16 protein-coding genes are annotated in these 17,511 nt (G+C 33.2%); 6 read left to right on the forward strand and 10 right to left on the reverse strand.

All coding sequences use genetic code 11. From position 1 onward, the window contains the following. Positions 1–3: 3 nt before the first annotated feature. Positions 4–1,986: a BamA/TamA family outer membrane protein gene (locus ACXAHM_RS01235; protein WP_474958568.1), complete on the reverse strand. Its 1,983-nt coding sequence runs from the start codon at positions 1,984–1,986 to the stop codon at positions 4–6. Between the two features lie 201 nt (positions 1,987–2,187). On the opposite strand from ACXAHM_RS01235, the gene ACXAHM_RS01240 reads away from it, so the two are divergent. After that, the gene (locus ACXAHM_RS01240; RefSeq protein WP_474958569.1) at positions 2,188–2,742 is read left to right on the forward strand and encodes an SRPBCC family protein; all 555 of its coding nucleotides are present in this window, start codon (positions 2,188–2,190) and stop codon (positions 2,740–2,742) included. Here ACXAHM_RS01240 and pgeF read toward each other — a convergent pair. From pgeF to ACXAHM_RS01265, 5 genes are all read right to left on the reverse strand, one after another. Further along, positions 2,726–3,517 (reverse strand): peptidoglycan editing factor PgeF, encoded by a 792-nt coding sequence (gene pgeF / locus ACXAHM_RS01245; RefSeq protein ID WP_474958570.1) that lies wholly within the window; start codon positions 3,515–3,517, stop codon positions 2,726–2,728. The two genes, ACXAHM_RS01240 and pgeF, sit on opposite strands and share 17 nt — an antisense overlap. Positions 3,518–3,529: 12 nt before the next feature. After that, on the reverse strand, positions 3,530–4,264 hold the full coding sequence (hisA, locus tag ACXAHM_RS01250) for a 1-(5-phosphoribosyl)-5-[(5-phosphoribosylamino)methylideneamino]imidazole-4-carboxamide isomerase (RefSeq protein ID WP_474958571.1): 735 nt from the start codon (positions 4,262–4,264) through the stop codon (positions 3,530–3,532). Between the two features lie 2 nt (positions 4,265–4,266). Beyond that, positions 4,267–4,854: an imidazole glycerol phosphate synthase subunit HisH gene (hisH, locus tag ACXAHM_RS01255; RefSeq protein WP_474958572.1), complete on the reverse strand. Its 588-nt coding sequence runs from the start codon at positions 4,852–4,854 to the stop codon at positions 4,267–4,269. Between the two features lie 164 nt (positions 4,855–5,018). Beyond that, entirely contained in the window at positions 5,019–6,875 is a 1,857-nt protein-coding gene (locus ACXAHM_RS01260; protein WP_474958573.1) for an alpha-amylase family glycosyl hydrolase, read from the reverse strand. A gap of 57 nt (positions 6,876–6,932) precedes the next feature. Next, positions 6,933–7,172: a hypothetical protein gene (locus ACXAHM_RS01265; protein WP_474958574.1), complete on the reverse strand. Its 240-nt coding sequence runs from the start codon at positions 7,170–7,172 to the stop codon at positions 6,933–6,935. Positions 7,173–7,362: 190 nt separating this feature from the next. On the opposite strand from ACXAHM_RS01265, the gene ACXAHM_RS01270 reads away from it, so the two are divergent. After that, positions 7,363–9,003 (forward strand): ABC-F family ATP-binding cassette domain-containing protein, encoded by a 1,641-nt coding sequence (locus ACXAHM_RS01270; RefSeq protein ID WP_474958575.1) that lies wholly within the window; start codon positions 7,363–7,365, stop codon positions 9,001–9,003. A gap of 40 nt (positions 9,004–9,043) precedes the next feature. On the opposite strand, the gene ACXAHM_RS01275 is transcribed toward ACXAHM_RS01270, so the two are convergent. The 3 genes from ACXAHM_RS01275 to ACXAHM_RS01285 form a co-directional block, all read right to left on the reverse strand. Beyond that, positions 9,044–10,681, reverse strand: a complete 1,638-nt coding sequence (locus ACXAHM_RS01275) for an FAD-binding oxidoreductase (protein WP_474958576.1) — start codon at positions 10,679–10,681, stop codon at positions 9,044–9,046. Positions 10,682–10,692: 11 nt separating this feature from the next. Beyond that, positions 10,693–12,321 carry a glycerol-3-phosphate dehydrogenase/oxidase gene (locus ACXAHM_RS01280; protein WP_474958577.1) on the reverse strand — a complete coding sequence of 543 codons (1,629 nt, stop codon included), beginning with the start codon at positions 12,319–12,321 and terminating at the stop codon, positions 10,693–10,695. Positions 12,322–12,391: 70 nt separating this feature from the next. Then, the gene (locus ACXAHM_RS01285) at positions 12,392–12,667 is read right to left on the reverse strand and encodes an Rdx family protein (RefSeq protein WP_474958578.1); all 276 of its coding nucleotides are present in this window, start codon (positions 12,665–12,667) and stop codon (positions 12,392–12,394) included. A 106-nt stretch (positions 12,668–12,773) separates the two neighbouring features. Here ACXAHM_RS01285 and ACXAHM_RS01290 point away from each other — a divergent pair, with 106 nt between their 5' ends. Further along, positions 12,774–13,871 (forward strand): lactonase family protein, encoded by a 1,098-nt coding sequence (locus ACXAHM_RS01290; RefSeq protein ID WP_474958579.1) that lies wholly within the window; start codon positions 12,774–12,776, stop codon positions 13,869–13,871. 81 nt (positions 13,872–13,952) lie between these two features. On the opposite strand, the gene ACXAHM_RS01295 is transcribed toward ACXAHM_RS01290, so the two are convergent. Beyond that, complete coding sequence (locus tag ACXAHM_RS01295; RefSeq protein ID WP_474958580.1) at positions 13,953–14,951, reverse strand: META domain-containing protein; 999 nt, start codon at positions 14,949–14,951, stop codon at positions 13,953–13,955. Between the two features lie 307 nt (positions 14,952–15,258). Here ACXAHM_RS01295 and ACXAHM_RS01300 point away from each other — a divergent pair, with 307 nt between their 5' ends. The 3 genes from ACXAHM_RS01300 to ACXAHM_RS01310 all read left to right on the forward strand — a co-directional run bounded on the left by ACXAHM_RS01300 (position 15,259) and on the right by ACXAHM_RS01310 (position 17,485). Further along, positions 15,259–15,612, forward strand: a complete 354-nt coding sequence (locus tag ACXAHM_RS01300; RefSeq protein WP_474958581.1) for a hypothetical protein — start codon at positions 15,259–15,261, stop codon at positions 15,610–15,612. A gap of 223 nt (positions 15,613–15,835) precedes the next feature. Beyond that, positions 15,836–16,744, forward strand: a complete 909-nt coding sequence (locus tag ACXAHM_RS01305) for a PfkB family carbohydrate kinase (RefSeq protein WP_474958582.1) — start codon at positions 15,836–15,838, stop codon at positions 16,742–16,744. A gap of 12 nt (positions 16,745–16,756) precedes the next feature. Beyond that, on the forward strand, positions 16,757–17,485 hold the full coding sequence (locus ACXAHM_RS01310) for a TatD family hydrolase (RefSeq protein WP_474958583.1): 729 nt from the start codon (positions 16,757–16,759) through the stop codon (positions 17,483–17,485). The last annotated feature ends 26 nt before the right edge of the window (positions 17,486–17,511 follow it).

A 17,511-nucleotide genomic window follows, 5' to 3' on the forward strand; every position in this document is an offset into this window, starting at 1 on the left:
AAATTATTGGAATCGTAAAAAGGTAGGTTTAGTTGGTTTAAAGTCTTGTAAAGGTAAATCAATTCGAGTACCAATTAATACTTCAAAAGGACTATTGTTTAGGTTTGCATTAGGGAAGTATCTTAAATCTAAAGTGAGTGTATTAAATACTAAGTTCTCATTACGTGTTCTAATACCTGCACCAACTGAAGTGTATATGTCTCGTTTAGAAATAGAGACTTTATCTCTATCTGATAGTATACCGACTTCTACATTTTGATATATAGCGAATTTAAATCCAAAGAAAAACCACTTCGTAAACCAGATATTTTCCTGTTTCATTTGAAACCTTTTGGTTCCTTTTTTTGAATATCTGTTGATTTGATAATCAGAAAATGTGTCATTGTTCTGAAAATAAAGATAATCACCAGGGATTCTGTCATAACCATCTAAGTAATCTATATCCAATAATAAACGAAAGAAATTTTCTCGAACAGCAATTAAATTGGTGAAATATTGGAAATTTAAATGAAAAGTTCCCTGCTTGTATTCATCTGAGACAAAAGTAGCACCTTCCGCTAATACTTTAAAATAACCATAGGGAGAAAATTGACCTACATCTATGGCCATACCAATATAAGGCCTCTGACCTAAAAATTCATTCTGTTCCCAACCTGTAGTAACAGAAGTAAGCCATCCGTAGGGAACATCCTCGGTACGGCCAAAACCTTGAAGGTATTTTAACTGTCTATAATTTCGTTGATTTAACGTCAGACTGAAAGCATATTGTGCCTTATTATGGTAATAATATAAAGTATCATGAGCCGTTTCTATAGGGCGTTGGAAAAACTGTATACGATCAAAACCTCCACTTACCGTAATATTTTGATTTTGTTTACCATTTAAGTGAGTAGCTCTGCCTAACCATCCACCCATATATGTAAGTTCAAGTGGTTCGAAAAAAGATTTATTATCCTCGACATTTAAATAAGCACTATCTGAGGTGGAATAACCATACAACTGCCTACTATTTGTCAATCGATAACCTCCAGCAGTTTTTGTATTTGTCGTTACGAAATCTTTATCAAATTCAACTTCAAAAATGGTTTCAAGATAATTATTACTCATCTTTAGATCAGCATCAATGAAAGTACCTTGGACGTTTTGGAATCTATATTCAAAGTTATAGCCTAATGGTTGAGAATTATCTTCAGATTTGACGACGGCTCCAAGGTAAACATATTGACCAGTTCCAACGAAATTGCTATTAAAAACGCCTAATTCAAAATCAGTGAAACTACCATACCTACCACTTACACCGATCGTCCATTGATCTTGAGTAATAATATATACATCAATAAATGTTTGGTCGACCTCACAAGCATAGATTAATGCATCTTTAATAAAATCAAGGGCACGTAGTAAACGTTCCGAATCAGAAAAATCAGTGTCATCAATGACGTCACCAATATTAAATACAATGTTTTTATCAATTACTCTCTCTTTAGTTCTCGAGTGAACACCGTTAGCATATCTCGTAAATCGAGTTGTTATAATTGGGTCAGGTTTTTTAACATCAGCACCAAAAGGTTGCAAACGAATATAGGTAATACTTCTTACAGTCTTTCCTTCAAAGCACATACCTGTACTTATTAATTCTTGCTGTGCATTCTTTGTGATTTTATTTCCTTTCTGTTGAACAAAAAGTAAATTCGACAATTCTTTTGTAAGTTTTCTCTTTCCTAAAAACTTATGAACTTTTTTATAGAATTCCTGTGATTGTAAATGTGAAGTTGAATCAATATCGATCAAACCTGGCTGTAGATATAATACCGTATCATGATCCCATGTGTATACGGAATCTTTTATTACAATTGGTATATAGGCTTTGACTTTAACTTTTTGATATAACGAATCAACCTCTTGAGCATAACCGTCAAGTTGTAAAATTATTGCTAGAGTAAAAAAAAGACATTTGGCTATGTATTGATAGCGACAGTGGCTCATTGAGGGTTGATAAATTAAAACAGTATTGCAATTTAGTAAATTTACTTAAGAGAGTAGAGGTTAAGAATTGAAGATTTATAGACAAATCCTTGATAGTGCTATAAATGAATTATATAGTTGATATTTGATGTGTGAATTTTACTATTTAGTCCCTTCTTTATTACCTTTATGACCTAAACTCAATAAGAATAAAAGACAAACATGATAAGATATTTTTCCTTGGGAGTACTTACAGTAATTGTATTATTTGCAGGTGGTGCTATGTTATTACCTTCAGGGTATGATGTAAAAGAACACGTTTTTATTCATCAACCTGCAAGTAAAATTTATCCTTACATTGATAACCTAAGGAACTGGAATGAATGGGCATTTGCTGAAGAAGAAGAAGGAATTAGATTAATGCCTGAATATAAAGGTCCTGATGAAGGAACTGGAGCAACACATACTTGGATGTCATCAGATGGACAAAGTACAGCTGAATTAAGAATCATTTCATCAAACCCATATGACAATATACAATTACAGATGTCAACCAATGAAGGAACGTTTATTTCTGATTTGAATTTTCATTTGGAAGAATCTGATAAAGGTACTTTAGTGACTTGGGAAGAAAAAGGAGACTTTGGATTTCAATTGGTTACTCGTGTAATTGCATTTATGTCTGACTACGATAAAAGAGTAGGAGACAAGTACAAGGCAGCACTAGAAGTATTAAAACATAAATTAGAAGAGCAAAATTCTAACGAAGGACAATAGCACCACCAAATCGGCCTGTTTGTCCTGGTGAAGCTTTTCTAGCTGAAAAAAAACGCTCATCGGTATAGGTGTCATAAGGGAGAAATTCAATATTCTCTTTTTTGATACCTAATTTTTTACACTGTGAAAGCTGTGCTTCTGTAATATTTAAATAAGCTTTTTCAGGGTTTGAATGTGGTAATAAAATGGTATTGATGTCTTCTGGATAAGCTTCTTGGTATAATTGAATGACGTCGCCTCCAATCTCATAATTACTTTCCTTGATAAATGGACCAAAGGAAATTTTGATATCTTCGATCTCTGAAGAAAAGTCATTTTGCATTTGCTCTACAGCGCATGTCAAAATTTTTAAAACAGTACCTTTCCATCCCGAATGAACTGCACCAATCACTTTTTTTACTGGATCAAACAATAAAATAGGAGTACAATCAGCAGCTAAAGTTAGTAATCCAATATTTTTGACATCTGTCAACATACCATCAGAATCAGGAAAGGGATTGTCCATATTGAGATAGGTATCCACATTTTCTTCTGTGATTGAATAGACCTTATTGGTGTGTTTTTGATCTGCAATAAAAAGTCTTTTACAGTCTAAATACTCTTTGACGATTTTACGGTTAGCAATTACATCTTCTTTTTTATCATGAAGCATATTGCCCAAGTTTAGAGAAGCAAAAGGAGGAGTACTAACTCCTCCTTCTCTTGTTGTGACAAAATGATCTAATTGACCATCAAATGCTTTTAACTGTTCAAAACTTAATGTTTTTAGACTCATTTTGTTACTATTTTATTTACTCATATGTTGGTATATGTCTTCAATTGAAATTGAATTTTCATAGATTGCTTTTCCAACAACTACAGACGGAATACCCGCATTTTCTAAAGCAACTAAATCTTCAAACTTGCTGACACCACCACTTGCAATTAATTCAATATGTGGGAATTGTCCCATAATTTCACTGTAAAGAGCCGTGTTAGGACCTTGCATCATTCCATCTTTAGAAATATCAGTACAAAGTACTTTGGTGATCCCTTTAGCAGTATAATCTTCAAGGTAATCAAATAAAGGGAGATTTGAATTTTCTTGCCACCCACTTACCGCTATCATCTTATTTTTGGCATCAGCAGCTAGGATCATACGATCACTACCAAATTTTGTAATCCAAGAAGTAAACTTTTCTGCCTCTTTTACAGCTATACTTCCGCATGTTACCATTGCAGCTCCATGATCAAATACTTTTTGAAGATCTTCATCTGACTGAATACCGCCACCAAAGTCCACAATTAATGAAGTATTAGAAGTGATTCTCTCTAATACATCATAGTTGACGACATGTTTTACTTTGGCTCCATCTAAATCCACAAGATGTAACCTTTTGATTCCTGCGTCTTCAAATTGTTTAGCAATCACTAAAGGATCGTCTGCATATATTTTCTTTTGATTATAATCTCCTTGAGACAATCGAACACATTTACCATCTATTAGATCAATAGCTGGGATGATATCTATTTTTCGAGACATATTTAGATTTTTGTTAGAAAGTTTTCGATGATTTTTTGTCCTACATCACCACTTTTTTCTGGGTGAAATTGTGCTGCATAAAAATTATCTTTATGTAATGAAGCACTGTAAGGGTTAACATAGTCAGTGACTGCAATTGTATTTTCGCACAATTCAGCATAAAAGCTATGTACATAATAAACATAGTCATCATCATGAATGCCATCATAAAGTGGAGTTTTCAAGTCATGAATATTGTTCCATCCCATATGAGGAACTTTCAAACTTTCACTTTCAAATTTTTTGACATTGACATCAAAAATCCCGAGGCAATCTGTATCTCTTTCTTCTGAATGTTTACACATTAATTGTAATCCTAAACATACACCTAATGTTGGTTGTTTTAGATCTCTAATCAATGAATCCAATTGACGAGCTTTAAGGTAATCCATAGCAGATTTTGCTTCGCCGACACCTGGAAAAATTACTTTGTCAGCAGCTTTGAGCTCCTCAGGGTTGTCTGTCAAGATGGGATCAATCCCTAATCGTTGCAATGCATAACGTACGGATTGTACATTACCGGCATTGTATTTTAAAATGGCAACTTTCATCTAATAGACAGTTTTGTTTGTTCGCATTCTTGCGATGTAATAAGTTATTTCAAAATTAAAACTCTTTCTATAGAATGAAAAATACATTACTATTTTTCATAAAAAAAGGAGTGTTTTCTGCTAATAAACTAGAAAACACTCCTTTTTGTTAGATTTTTTTTAATCTAAAAAGCAATATACAAAGCTCCATACATTGGAACAGAAATCGTCAAGCCACTTTCATTACCAGCATCAAAGTCCAATTCAATAGTCTTGTCTGTCAATAAATCCTTGGCTGTGAGCTTTTTCTCTTTAATTCCCATTAAAGTTAAGACTTCATTTGGAACAATAATATCAGTAGTAATTTCTTTTTCATCAAAGTTAGCCACAACAAGTACTCGTTCTTTGTTTATATATCGGATAAAACTATAAGTCTTATCCACATTATAATTTCCATTGGTACGATTGAACTGTTGTAAATCAATAAGATGACCCTTACGAATTGCTTCAGATTTTTTAGAAGCACGTAATATCTGGCGGTATTTATTTCTTAATTCTAATTGTGCTTCGCTTAATTGCCCACCATCATACTGATGATTATTGACCCATTTCTGATGTTCAGGTATTCCCCAATAATCGAAAATTGTAGATCTACCATCATCACTACTAAATCCAGATGCACCAATTGCTGGTTCACCAACTTCTTGGCCAAAATACATCATCACAGGACCGCTACCTAATGCAGCACTCACTGCCATGCCTGGGATACCTAATAATGGGTCGCCAGCAAACTCTTTAGAAGCTATCCTTTGTTCATCATGATTTTCAAGGAAACGTAACATGTGATTATTGAAACCATCCATGTCTTTCCACACTTTCGTTAGATGAGAAAGGGATGAACCTCGACGATTTTCCATAACAGCTCTTAAAGTGTCATAAACACCAACTTTATCATAGAGGTAATCAAAATTACCTGTAAAAATGTAATTCCTGTATTCCTTCGGATTGTAGACTTCGGCGATGAATCTGATTTTTGGATTGATTTTTTTTATTTGAGGAATCATCCAATGCCAATATTCTACAGGAACCATTTCAGCCATATCACAACGGAAGCCATCTACACCTTTTTTAGTCCAATACGTCAGAATAGCTAATGTTTTTTTCCAAGTAGAAGGAACATCTCCATTAATGTCAAATACTTTTTCACCATTTCCACTAAGATGATTTACACCATAATTTAGACGAACAGTTTCAAACCAATCGTTGACGGTAGGGGCATTAGTTACGGCTCCATTTCCAGAAACTTTTGCAGGATTTTCATTAAATTTTCCATCAGAAGTCGGAAATTTATCTCCTCCCAATGGAACATACCCTTCTGGTACAATAAAAGGCTTTCCTGGGATATAGTAAAAATTATTATTCGGATCAAATCCTACTTTGACGTTATCTGAAGCACCTAAATCTTCCACTTCTTTTGGACTTTTATCAGAATGGTATTTTCGTGCAACATGATTGGGTACAAAGTCAATAATTACTTTTAATCCATTGTCATGAGTCCTTTTAATCAAAGCTTCAAATTCTTCCACTCTTAAGTCTACATTATCCGCTAAATCAGGATTGACATCATAATAATCTTTGATGGCATAAGGTGAACCTGCACGACCTTTTACCACGTCCGCATCGTCTAATGGAATACCATATTTTCTATAGTCTGTGATAACAGCATGTTCTATCACGCCAGTATACCAAACATGTGTAGCACCAAGGTCTTTTATTCCTTGAAGGGCAGCATCATTGATATTGTTAAACTTACCCACTCCATTTTCGGCTAAAGTTCCCCAAGGTTTATTGGTATTTTTAATGTTCCCAAAAAGGCGGGTCATCATTTGGTAAATAATGATTTTGTGGTCCTCTATTTTTTCAGTGGACTGTGATTGTGTAAGAAGGTTTTTCACTTTCTCTTTTTCTTTATCATCAGTAGTAGAACAACTTAGTGTTAGCAATGAGAAGAGAACTCCGACGACAATTTTTTTATTTATCATTTTATAGACGTAAGGGGATTATTATTTAGAAAATTAGGAATCATATTTATTTTTATCTTAAGACCCTTTCTTATTATAGGCTCTTTTTTGATTGAGTGAATTCGCGATTTTGTATAAATCTACTTGCTCTAAAATTGTATCATAAAGGGCACGATGCTTTTCAACATTTTTTAAATCTTCTTGCATTTTGACAGCCACCGTAAAGGGGTTAGTATCCTTCAATTGCTTTCTTAAAGCATTTAAATAATCTTTATCTTTTTTGATTGCATTTAGGACAATTTCTTCAATTTCATTCATAATATTTAGACAGGAATAAGATTAGAAATTTGTAAATAGTATTACAGTAATTATACTCAATTTTTATCAATTTTTGAAATTAATTTTAATAAGAATAAAAGAATTTTCGAGATCTTATTTAGTTAAAATAAGACTTCATCTTTTTCTATTTATAGTATCCTTCTATCTTTGCAGCAATAAAATAAAACCTATGATTTCAGTTGATAATTTAGCCGTAGAATTTAGCGGTCAGACACTTTTTAGTGATGTGAATTTTGTGATTAATCCCACAGATAAAATTGCCTTAATGGGTAAGAATGGTGCGGGTAAATCAACCATGATGAAAATCGTGGCAGGGGTACAGAAAGCAACCAAAGGAAATGTTACAGCTCCTAAAGATGCTGTTATAGCCTATTTACCTCAACATTTATTGACTGAAGATAATTGTACTGTCTTTGAGGAAGCTTCTAAAGCGTATCAACATATTTTTGTGATGCGTGATGAAATGGAAGATCTCAATAAACAATTAGAAACACGTACTGATTACGAGAGCGATGAGTATATGAAAATCATTGAGAAAGTAACTGATCTTAGTGAAAAGTATTATGCTATCGAAGAAATAAATTATGATGCAGAAGTAGAAAAGGCTTTGAAAGGTCTTGGCTTCAAACAAGAAGATTTTCAACGTCAGACCAGTGATTTTTCTGGTGGGTGGAGAATGAGAATTGAACTGGCAAAGATTCTTTTACAAAAGCCCGATTTAATTCTACTTGATGAGCCGACTAACCATATTGATATCGAATCTGTCATTTGGTTAGAGGATTTCTTAGTAAATAAAGCGGATGCCGTAATGGTCATCTCTCACGATAGAGCATTTATTGATAATATCACAAACCGTACTATCGAAGTGACGATGGGACGTATTTATGATTATAAAGCCAACTATTCTCATTACTTAGAATTAAGAGAGGATAGAAGAGAACAGCAATTAAAAGCATATCAAGAACAGCAGAAGTTCATTGCAGAAACGAAGGCATTTATCGAACGTTTTAGAGGTACTTATTCAAAAACGAATCAAGTGAATTCTAGAGAAAGAATGTTGGAGAAATTGGAAATTATCGAAGTGGATGAAGTGGATACATCAGCATTAAAACTGAAGTTTCCTCCTGCACCACGTTCGGGTGAAATTGCAGTTACTGTTTCTGATGTTGCCAAATCTTATGAAGATAAAGTGGTCTTCAAAGGTGCAAATATGTCGATTCGTAGAGGTGAAAAAGTGGCCTTTGTTGGTAGAAATGGTGAAGGAAAGTCTACAATGTTGAAATCAATTTTAAAAGAAATTGGTATTGATGAAGGGGTTTCAGAGCTAGGTCATAATGTAAAAGTGGGGTATTTTGCTCAAAATCAAGCATCACTTTTAGATCCAAAATTAACCATTTTCCAAACGGTAGACGAAGTTGCTAAAGGAGATATTCGTAAGCATATCAATAATATTTTAGGTCAATTTATGTTCGGCGGAGAGGATGTGGACAAAAAAGTCGGTGTTCTTTCTGGAGGTGAAAAAACAAGATTGGCAATGGTGAAATTATTGTTGGAACCTGTCAATTTATTGATTCTTGATGAACCAACAAACCACCTTGATTTGAAATCTAAGGATGTATTGAAAGAGGCATTAAAAGATTTCGATGGGACATTGATTTTAGTTTCTCACGATAGAGATTTCTTACAAGGACTTTCTGAAAAAGTTTTCGAATTTAAAGAACAAAGAGTAATAGAACACTTTGAAACAATTGATGCTTTCTTGGAGAGAAATAGAATAGAAAGTATTAAAGATATTAATCTAAATAAATAAAAAATGAAGCCCCTTTTCATCACTGAGAAGGGGCTTCATTTTACATTAAAATACTGCCTGGATTCATGATACCTTTTGGATCCAAAGTAGCTTTTATATTTTTCATTAATTCAATATTTCTTTCTCCAATTTTACCCTTCATCCAAGGCGCTAATGCTCTACCCACTCCATGATGATGGGAAAGTGCACCTTTATTTTGAAGAATAGTATCTACTAATCCCTTGTGGAAATTTTGATAATCTTCTAGAGGAGCAGATTTATCAGTGGGAGAGATGAAGGTAAAGTATAAATTTGCTCCATTTTCATAAACATGAGAGATATGACACATGCAAACGGTCTTAGGTCTCAACTTTACATACGAACGAACATTTCTCCACAATTGCTCTAAATCTTTCCATAAAACGGCAGTTTCAATGGTGTCTGTCATTAAGCCTAAGTCCATAAGTGGCTCACGCATATAAGCTGAATGAAAACGTTGAGATAACCATTTTTTTGTTGGTCCTGCGCCAATTGATCTTCCTCCATGCTTTTTTGCTGTAGCTTTTATTTTATTGACCACAAAAGAAGTATACTCTCTATCTCCTTCTACAGAAATAAACATCAAGCATCTACTGTTTGGTTTGTATCCAATGGCTTGTAAAGCTTTGTCAGAAAAAGTTCCTTCAAAACCCTTCATTCGGAAGGCAACTTCAGTTTCTTCGTGATCTGAAATTCTAAAAAGATGCGGTAATCCAAATTGCCCTTGAATACAGTCTTTCATGGCATTCTTTGCTGAAATAAAATCCTTGAAAAGAATACATGCATTCTTCCTGTTTTTAGGATTAAATTTTCTGATCTTTATCGTTGCTTGTGTAATGACACCTAAAGCACCTTCAGAACCTATAAAAAGAGGAGTGTAGTCCCATCCTTGTGCTGTCTTTGGATACGTTTCGTTGTCAATAATTCCAGTAGGAGTATAGGCTTTGAGGCTTAAAACAATATCTTCGATTTTACCATAACCTGTTGAACATTGTCCAGCCCCTTTTGCTGCAATCCATCCTCCTAATGTTGAAAATTCGAACGATTGAGGAAAATGACCACAAGTGTATCCTTTTTTATTTAAAAATTCTTCTAATACAGGTCCACTAATTCCTGTTTGTGCTGTAACAGTGAGGCTTTCTTCGTCCAAAGCAATGATTTGTGTAAAATGCTTTGTTAAGTCTATGGCAATACCTCCGTCCGGTAATCCAATACCTTTTGTGACAGAAGAGCGTAATCCTTGTGGACTAATCGGAATATTCCATTCATGACATTTGGAGATTACTTCTTCTAATTGAGTTTCACTATTGGGTGATAAGATCAAGTCTGGGGGTGTAGTGACTTTCTCTTGACGTAATTCTAATAATTCACTATAAAATTTTCCAGTGCCATGAACAGCTCTATCAAAGTCTGATGTTTTAATATTTTCAGCCCCCACGATCTCTGTAAATACCTGCACTTTTTTGGGAGGAATACCAATACTTTTTTCAACGACAACTTCTTTTTCTCCCGGTAAAAAAGTAGGAAGATTGACTTCCATTACCGGAATACCAACAAGATCTTGAATCGTTCGTTTGACATCCTCTGATAATATTTCTTGATGTTGTGGATCCCCCCATTTAAATATATTTCTATAGGTATTTTGAAGCAATGTTTTCATGATTTAATGCTTTATTGTAGTAGTTGATAATGTGTTAGTAATCGTTCTTTTTGTGTACTCATTATTTCATAAGTGAATTGATGTTTCTCCTTTAAAATAGAAGCCACTTTTTCTATCAAATCTTCTGATGGTTGATGTAAAGTACCCAAACCTGTTCTTCGTAGGAAAATATCTTCTAGCGTAAAAGCCATTTCATTTTCAATAGCAAAAAAGACTTGTGCTAAAACTTCTCCTTCATCAGATAAAATCTCCTGTTGATCATCTAGATTAAAATGATGTGATAAAAGCGTATTGGCCTCTTCACCATACATATTGACAAGAGTTTCTATTTGAATCGTTGATGCTTTTGGATATTGTTCTTGAAGATGCTTTTTATAATTTTCAAGATTTATAATACTACATCCAAATAATGGTTGTTTGGCAGTTTTCTCTCTTTCATATACTATATCAATGCGGTCCGAAATTTTGGTACTCAAAACTTCAGCAAGGTGTCGAGAAGTCGTATATTTTCCTCCTTCAACTGTAAAAAGGCCATCAAAACCTTCTTCTTTGTGATCTACAATTTCATGTTTACGAGATTGATTGTAAGTATTGTTATTGTCCTGATCAACCAAGGGGCGTAATCCACCATAATACGCAGTAATATCTTCTTTTCGAAGCACTTGACTTTGGTAACAACTATTGACTTCTTCTATCAATTCATCGATACTTTCAGCAGTTACTTTCCAATCTTCTACATTACCATGATAAGCCTTATCAGTAGTGCCAATAATTGTATGTCCTCTCCACGGTAAAAACATTATATGTCTCCCTTTTGGTGTGATCAAAGCAATAGCACTCTGATGACCTAAAGAAGGTGTAACAATATGAATTCCTTCAGATCTCACTTTGATAGTATCAACTTTAGATTCAGTATTTAAAGAAAGGATGTCATTGGCCCACGCACCTCCACAATTGATGACAGCATTACTTGTCAGTTTAAAAGTAGAATTGTGAATTAAATCAAAAGCTTCAATTCCTTTTACTTTTTCGTCTTCAATAATAAAATCAGTGACTTTACAATAATTTGCAGTATCACAACCATATTCCATGGCTGATTTTAAAAAACTTAATGTTAGACGTTCAGCATAAGCATTTTGACAATCATAATAAAGATAGCTTCCTTGAAGATTTTTTTCTTGAACAATCTTTTCGCGAATCAATGTTTTTCTTTTACTCAAAGTTTGATACTTCGGTAATGCATTTTCCTGTAAAGTAGTTTTATCTTTATCGTAAGACAAAAGATCATACGCTTCCATTCCCGCTTTCAGCATCCACTTTTCTGAAAGAGAATAAAAAGGAAGTAGAAAAGGAATTGGACGTACAAAATTTGGAGCAATATCTGATAAAAAACGACGTTCTTTCAGACTCTCACGTACCAAACCCAATTCAAGGTTTTTGAGGTAACGTAACCCTCCATGAATTAATTTAGATGTTGCGGCTGATGTACCACTGCCAAAATCACTTTTTTCAAGTAAAGCAACTTTAGCACCTTTGATACACAGTTCATATGCAATAGAAACTCCAGTAATTCCTCCTCCAATGACAATAGCATCATAATGAGAAGTAGAGAAACCTCTATTGGACATAGGATGTTGCATAAGTGTTTATTTATTGGTTTATGTCCAAAAAATAAGGAAAAGAGATTGTATTTCAATATAAATCATTCATTTATTTTTTATCTGAGTGCCCTAAAGAACGTTCAGGGTCAATTAAATCTCTAATCGCTTGTTTTACTTTTTTAGGCTCTGGAAACCCTTGTTCTTTACGGTCCCAAACCATTTGTCCATCCACATATATTTTAAAAACGCCTCCATTGGTCGGTCGAAGTGTAATTTCTTCAATTTCGTTCTGAAAAGTATAAAGTAATTCTTGTTGCACCCATACAGCTCTTGGCGTCCATTGGCAGAGTGTACAGTATTCTATTTTAATATTAATTTTCTTCATAGTACTATTTCTACTTTCTATCGATTGGAATAGGTTATACGTAGAAATAAATGTAAATAATAAATTAAAAAGTTGTACTTTGAGGAGTAAATTAATCGTAAAACAAATGAAAAAATTATTATTCTCTTGCTTAGCTTACCTTGTACTAATGCCAGCATTTGCACAAACTAATTTTTATGTCGGTACTTATACAGGTACTACTTCAGAGGGCATCTACAAGATGCATATCGATACTAAAGCCGATAAACTTGTATTAGATGGAGTAGCTGCTAAGTCAGAACAACCTTCTTATGTAGCATTTTCGAAAGATCATGAATATGTTGTTGCCGTAAATGAAACTTCAGATGAAAAGCTACCAAGTAAAGATGGAATGATCAGTTTATTTAAAGTAGATAAATCAACAGGTGATCTTACTTTTGTTAATTCAATGCCAAGTGGAGGAGCTCATCCTTGTCATGTGTCATTAGACGATAACAATATGATTTTTGTAGCCAATTATTCAGGAGGAAATGTTGGAGTTTTTAAAATAAAAGATGGAATGTTAACGCCTTCTACTGAGGTGATTCAATATGAAGGTAAAGGCCCTAATAAGGCTAGACAAGAAGCTGCTCACGCACACTTTTCTAAATATTTCCCCAAAGAAGAGCAAGTAGTAACTGTTGATTTAGGAAGTGATAAAGTTCATTTTTACACAGTAGAAAATGGGAAATTAAATGAAATAAAGACGATTGATGTTAAAGCGGGAGGAGGTCCTAGACATACAATGTGGTCTCCTAATGGAAAATACTTTTACGTTTTAAATGAATTGTCTTGTGAAGTTTCTGTTTATCAAAAAACTTCAGATGATTTAGTTTTTGTTGAGCAGATTTCAACATTGCCGACAGACTTTAAAGAGACAAATACTTGTGCAGCCATTAAAGTGTCAAAAGATGGAAAGTTCCTTTACGCTTCTAATCGTGGACATAACAGTATTGTCACTTATAAAATTGATAGTAAAACTGGCAAGTTGAAGAATCTAGGTTTTACATCGGTACATGGAGATTCACCTAGAGATTTTTCATTGACTCCAAAAGAAGATTTTGTAGTAGTTTCTAATCAAGTTTCTAATAATGTTGTATTATTAAAGAGAGATAAGAAAACAGGATTATTAGATTTCAAAGATGAATTAGAATTGCCATTACCGGTAAATATTGTATTTTGGTAAAGACAAATTAGAAGATATGAAAAACCCCGATCTAAACTGTATCGGGGTTTATTTTTTTGATGGAAATCGTATTTAATATTTTTATCTTGTTGCTTTGATAACAACCTTATCTCCACTATACAAGTGTAATTCTTTACCTACAATCTCATAATGGTCAACTGTATTCACTTGTATGAAAAATACACTTTCAACTTTATTATCACCGCACATCATCTTTGTTGACATTAATGGACCGATTTTAATATTTTTAGAGTAAGCATCAATAGTATATCTTCCATTGAATTTATTACAACTTCCGCTTCCATATGCTTTACCATCTTTATCGAAAAAGATATCAGGAATATTTCCATTTAAACTAACTACTCCTTCAACTTCAGTTACTTTCCAATTTCTGATTAAATCTCTATGATTGACACCTTTCTTTGCTTTTACAAGCATTTTATCATCTTGATATAAAGTTAATTCATCACCATCAATGGTAAAACGATTAAAATTTTCTAAGATTTTGCTTAATGCTCTTTCATTAGCTGCAACCTCTTCACAAAACATCATTGTGGACATAAAGGGTCCTGCTTTGATTGTATTTTTCTCCGCATCATAACTCATATTACTTCCTAAGCCATTACAGCCTGCATAACCATCGATTCTATTTTTAGAAGGGTCAAAAGAAATGTAAGTAACAATTGGATCAGCTGTATTTCCATTGATAGCATCGATTACCCAAGTACCAGCCAAGCTAGCGTAAGGATCTTTAGTCTCTTTCAAAATCTTAACAAGTTTATAATTTAGTGATGATGCATCAGCAGGAGGGTTTTCAACTTCAGAGATACTTACCTCAATTTGGTATGTATTTCCTTCTTGATACTCAAAACCTTCTATTGAACCATAAAATGTATTCCATTCAGTACTTCCATCTTCTTTGATTTGAAGACATTTTTGAGCAGCAACACCATTACAGTCAATCTGTTGACTATTAATGGTCAGTGTTTTTGTCATTTGTTTAGCGGGTTTGCTTGATGCACAGCTAAAGAATGAACCGATGCTAATTATAAAAAGGATGTATTTATAGATATTTGTCATATTGTCTCTGTAGTTATGTTGAATTTACCTTTACGGTGTAAAAATATTTAGGTTTTTATATATACTTTCAAATAAAAAGAATTAATTTTAAATGTGTTGTGAATCAATATTTTAACTTAGATTAAAAATAGTTAAAATACCCAAAACATTGTCAATTTAAAACAGGGACTACTTGAGCATTTTTTAAGCTTCCACTAAAAAGTCTTTATTTTATTTGTTCAATAATCTGTTTGGGTTGTCATTATATTGAGTAGAGAATTAAAGTATTATGACTAGATATATAAAAAACCTAATCCTATATATTTGTGTGGCATTTTCAATATTATCATGTTTAGAAAACGAAGAAACTTCAGCAGTCTCATCTTGTGATAATAATTATATAAGACAGACATTTCTAAATTATGTAGATATTATAGAAAATGCAGCTTCACAAAATGATTGTACAACAATAACGGATGAGAATGAGAATATTCTTTCTTTTATTGATGACAATTATAACTGTATTGTTATTTATCTCGTTTTAGCAGATAATAATATTGACCATGAAAGTCAGGCAAGTACTGAGCTTCAGGAATTGAAGAGTTTGATTTCTTCTTTAAGTTATCAATGCGAAACCAATAATAGTATTAATCTGAATGCTTTAAGGTTGCTGATTAAATAATTTTGAAAACACTTATTCTTATAATTGAAAAGAGTAAGTGTTTTTTTATACCTAAATCATTAAAAAAGAGATATTAATACAACTAAATCTTAATGAATTTACATAAGTCGTTAATTTTATTTTAGAATTAATTACTTTTGTTTCTCTTTTGCGAAAAGTAAATTCTAATTGCTTTTCAATAAGAATTTTAACTGAAAAATTTAGACGCAATAATATACAACTTATGAGTTTATTAACTGTAGGTTCAGTTGCATTTGACGCAATTGAAACACCTTTTGGAAAAACGGATAAAATCATTGGTGGAGCTGGAACATATATTTCTATCTCATCTTCTTTCTTTGTAAAACCTGTTCGTGTTGTAGCAGTAGTAGGAGAGGATTTTCCTCAAGAATACATTAATACTTTGAAAGAGCAAGGTGTAGACACTGAAGGTCTTCAAATCAAAGAAGGTGAAAAAACTTTCTTCTGGGCCGGTAAATATCACAACGATATGAACTCTCGTGATACTTTAGTGACAGAATTAAATGTTTTAGAGCACTTCGATCCAATCGTTCCGGAAAGCTACCAAGGTACAGAATATGTTATGTTAGGTAACCTTTCTCCACAGGTTCAAAGTACAGTAATTGAGCGTTTAAATAACAGACCGAAATTAGTTGTAATGGATACAATGAATTTCTGGATGGATATCGCGATGGATGATTTAAGAAAAACAATCTCTATGGTTGATGTTCTTTCTGTAAACGATGAAGAAGCTCGTCAATTATCAGGTGAATACTCATTGAAAAAGGCAGCGAAGAAAATCATGGCAATGGGACCTAAGTACTTAATCATCAAAAAAGGTGAGCACGGCGCTTTATTATTCCATGAAGATCAAATTTTCTCAGCTCCAGGTTTACCATTAGAAGAAGTATTTGATCCAACTGGAGCGGGAGATACTTTTGCAGGTGGTTTCATTGGTTATTTAGCAAAAACTGACGATATCTCTTTCGAAAACATGAAGAAAGCAGTAATCTACGGTTCAGCTATGGCTTCATTCTGTGTAGAAAAATTCGGTACTGAACGTCTTCTTGAGATCACAGAAGCTGATCTTGAAGCAAGAGTTGAGGAATTTCATAAATTAGCTTCATTCTAATTCACTTTAGCATTGAAGAAATCAAACTTCTCTATTATTTTAGGTACTTTATCTGATAATAGAGAAGTTTTTTTTATGCCTCCATATTTCAACGCACATACACATCAAAAAGAAAATACGACGCTGAGTTTAGTCAATTATTTTATTCAAGAAGATTTTATCATTGAAGATAATAAACTTTATAGTACTGGTATTCACCCATGGCATTTGGATAAGGTGAATGTAGAGGATTGTCTACTTCGGCTAAATGAAAAAGCAAAAGAACTAGATGCAATAGGAGAGGCAGGGTTGGACAGAGCCATTGATTTTCCTTTTGAAAAACAGATAGAAATTTTTGAAGCACAAATTGATATTGCTGAAAAATATCAAAAACCAATGGTGATTCATTGTGTAAGAGCGTATGCTGATATTCTTCAGATCAGAAAAAAGAAAAAATGTAAGACTCCATGGCTGATTCACGGTTTTATGGGTAATATTCAGATTGCACATCAATTGATTCAAAAAAACTGTTATTTGTCCTTCGGAAAAGCCCTTTTACAATCTCGACCTAAATTGGAAAAAGTAATGTTTGATACGCCTTCAACTTTCCATTTATTCGAAACAGATGATGAGAGAGCATTAAAGATTGAAGATATTTATCAGAAAGGAAGTGCCTTATACAAGCAAGAATTGAATGTAGTAATTGAAGAAAAAATTGAAATTGCTAAAAACTTATTTCCCAAAATTGAACAACTTCTTTAGATTTGCACCCACATTATAAATTTACA

It is taken from the genome of Flammeovirga sp. AWQ4_249, from assembly GCF_056161045.1.

Excerpts from the sequence above, each read along its gene's own strand:
- ACXAHM_RS01235 (WP_474958568.1), bottom strand. The coding sequence starts at position 1,986 with ATGAGCCACTGTCGCTATCAATACATAGCCAAATGTCTTTTTTTTACT.
- ACXAHM_RS01240 (WP_474958569.1), top strand. The coding sequence starts at position 2,188 with ATGATAAGATATTTTTCCTTGGGAGTACTTACAGTAATTGTATTATTT.
- pgeF (WP_474958570.1), bottom strand. The coding sequence starts at position 3,517 with ATGAGTCTAAAAACATTAAGTTTTGAACAGTTAAAAGCATTTGATGGT.
- hisA (WP_474958571.1), bottom strand. The coding sequence starts at position 4,264 with ATGTCTCGAAAAATAGATATCATCCCAGCTATTGATCTAATAGATGGT.
- hisH (WP_474958572.1), bottom strand. The coding sequence starts at position 4,854 with ATGAAAGTTGCCATTTTAAAATACAATGCCGGTAATGTACAATCCGTA.
- ACXAHM_RS01260 (WP_474958573.1), bottom strand. The coding sequence starts at position 6,875 with ATGATAAATAAAAAAATTGTCGTCGGAGTTCTCTTCTCATTGCTAACA.
- ACXAHM_RS01265 (WP_474958574.1), bottom strand. The coding sequence starts at position 7,172 with ATGAATGAAATTGAAGAAATTGTCCTAAATGCAATCAAAAAAGATAAA.
- ACXAHM_RS01270 (WP_474958575.1), top strand. The coding sequence starts at position 7,363 with ATGATTTCAGTTGATAATTTAGCCGTAGAATTTAGCGGTCAGACACTT.
- ACXAHM_RS01275 (WP_474958576.1), bottom strand. The coding sequence starts at position 10,681 with ATGAAAACATTGCTTCAAAATACCTATAGAAATATATTTAAATGGGGG.
- ACXAHM_RS01280 (WP_474958577.1), bottom strand. The coding sequence starts at position 12,321 with ATGCAACATCCTATGTCCAATAGAGGTTTCTCTACTTCTCATTATGAT.
- ACXAHM_RS01285 (WP_474958578.1), bottom strand. The coding sequence starts at position 12,667 with ATGAAGAAAATTAATATTAAAATAGAATACTGTACACTCTGCCAATGG.
- ACXAHM_RS01290 (WP_474958579.1), top strand. The coding sequence starts at position 12,774 with ATGAAAAAATTATTATTCTCTTGCTTAGCTTACCTTGTACTAATGCCA.
- ACXAHM_RS01295 (WP_474958580.1), bottom strand. The coding sequence starts at position 14,951 with ATGACAAATATCTATAAATACATCCTTTTTATAATTAGCATCGGTTCA.
- ACXAHM_RS01305 (WP_474958582.1), top strand. The coding sequence starts at position 15,836 with ATGAGTTTATTAACTGTAGGTTCAGTTGCATTTGACGCAATTGAAACA.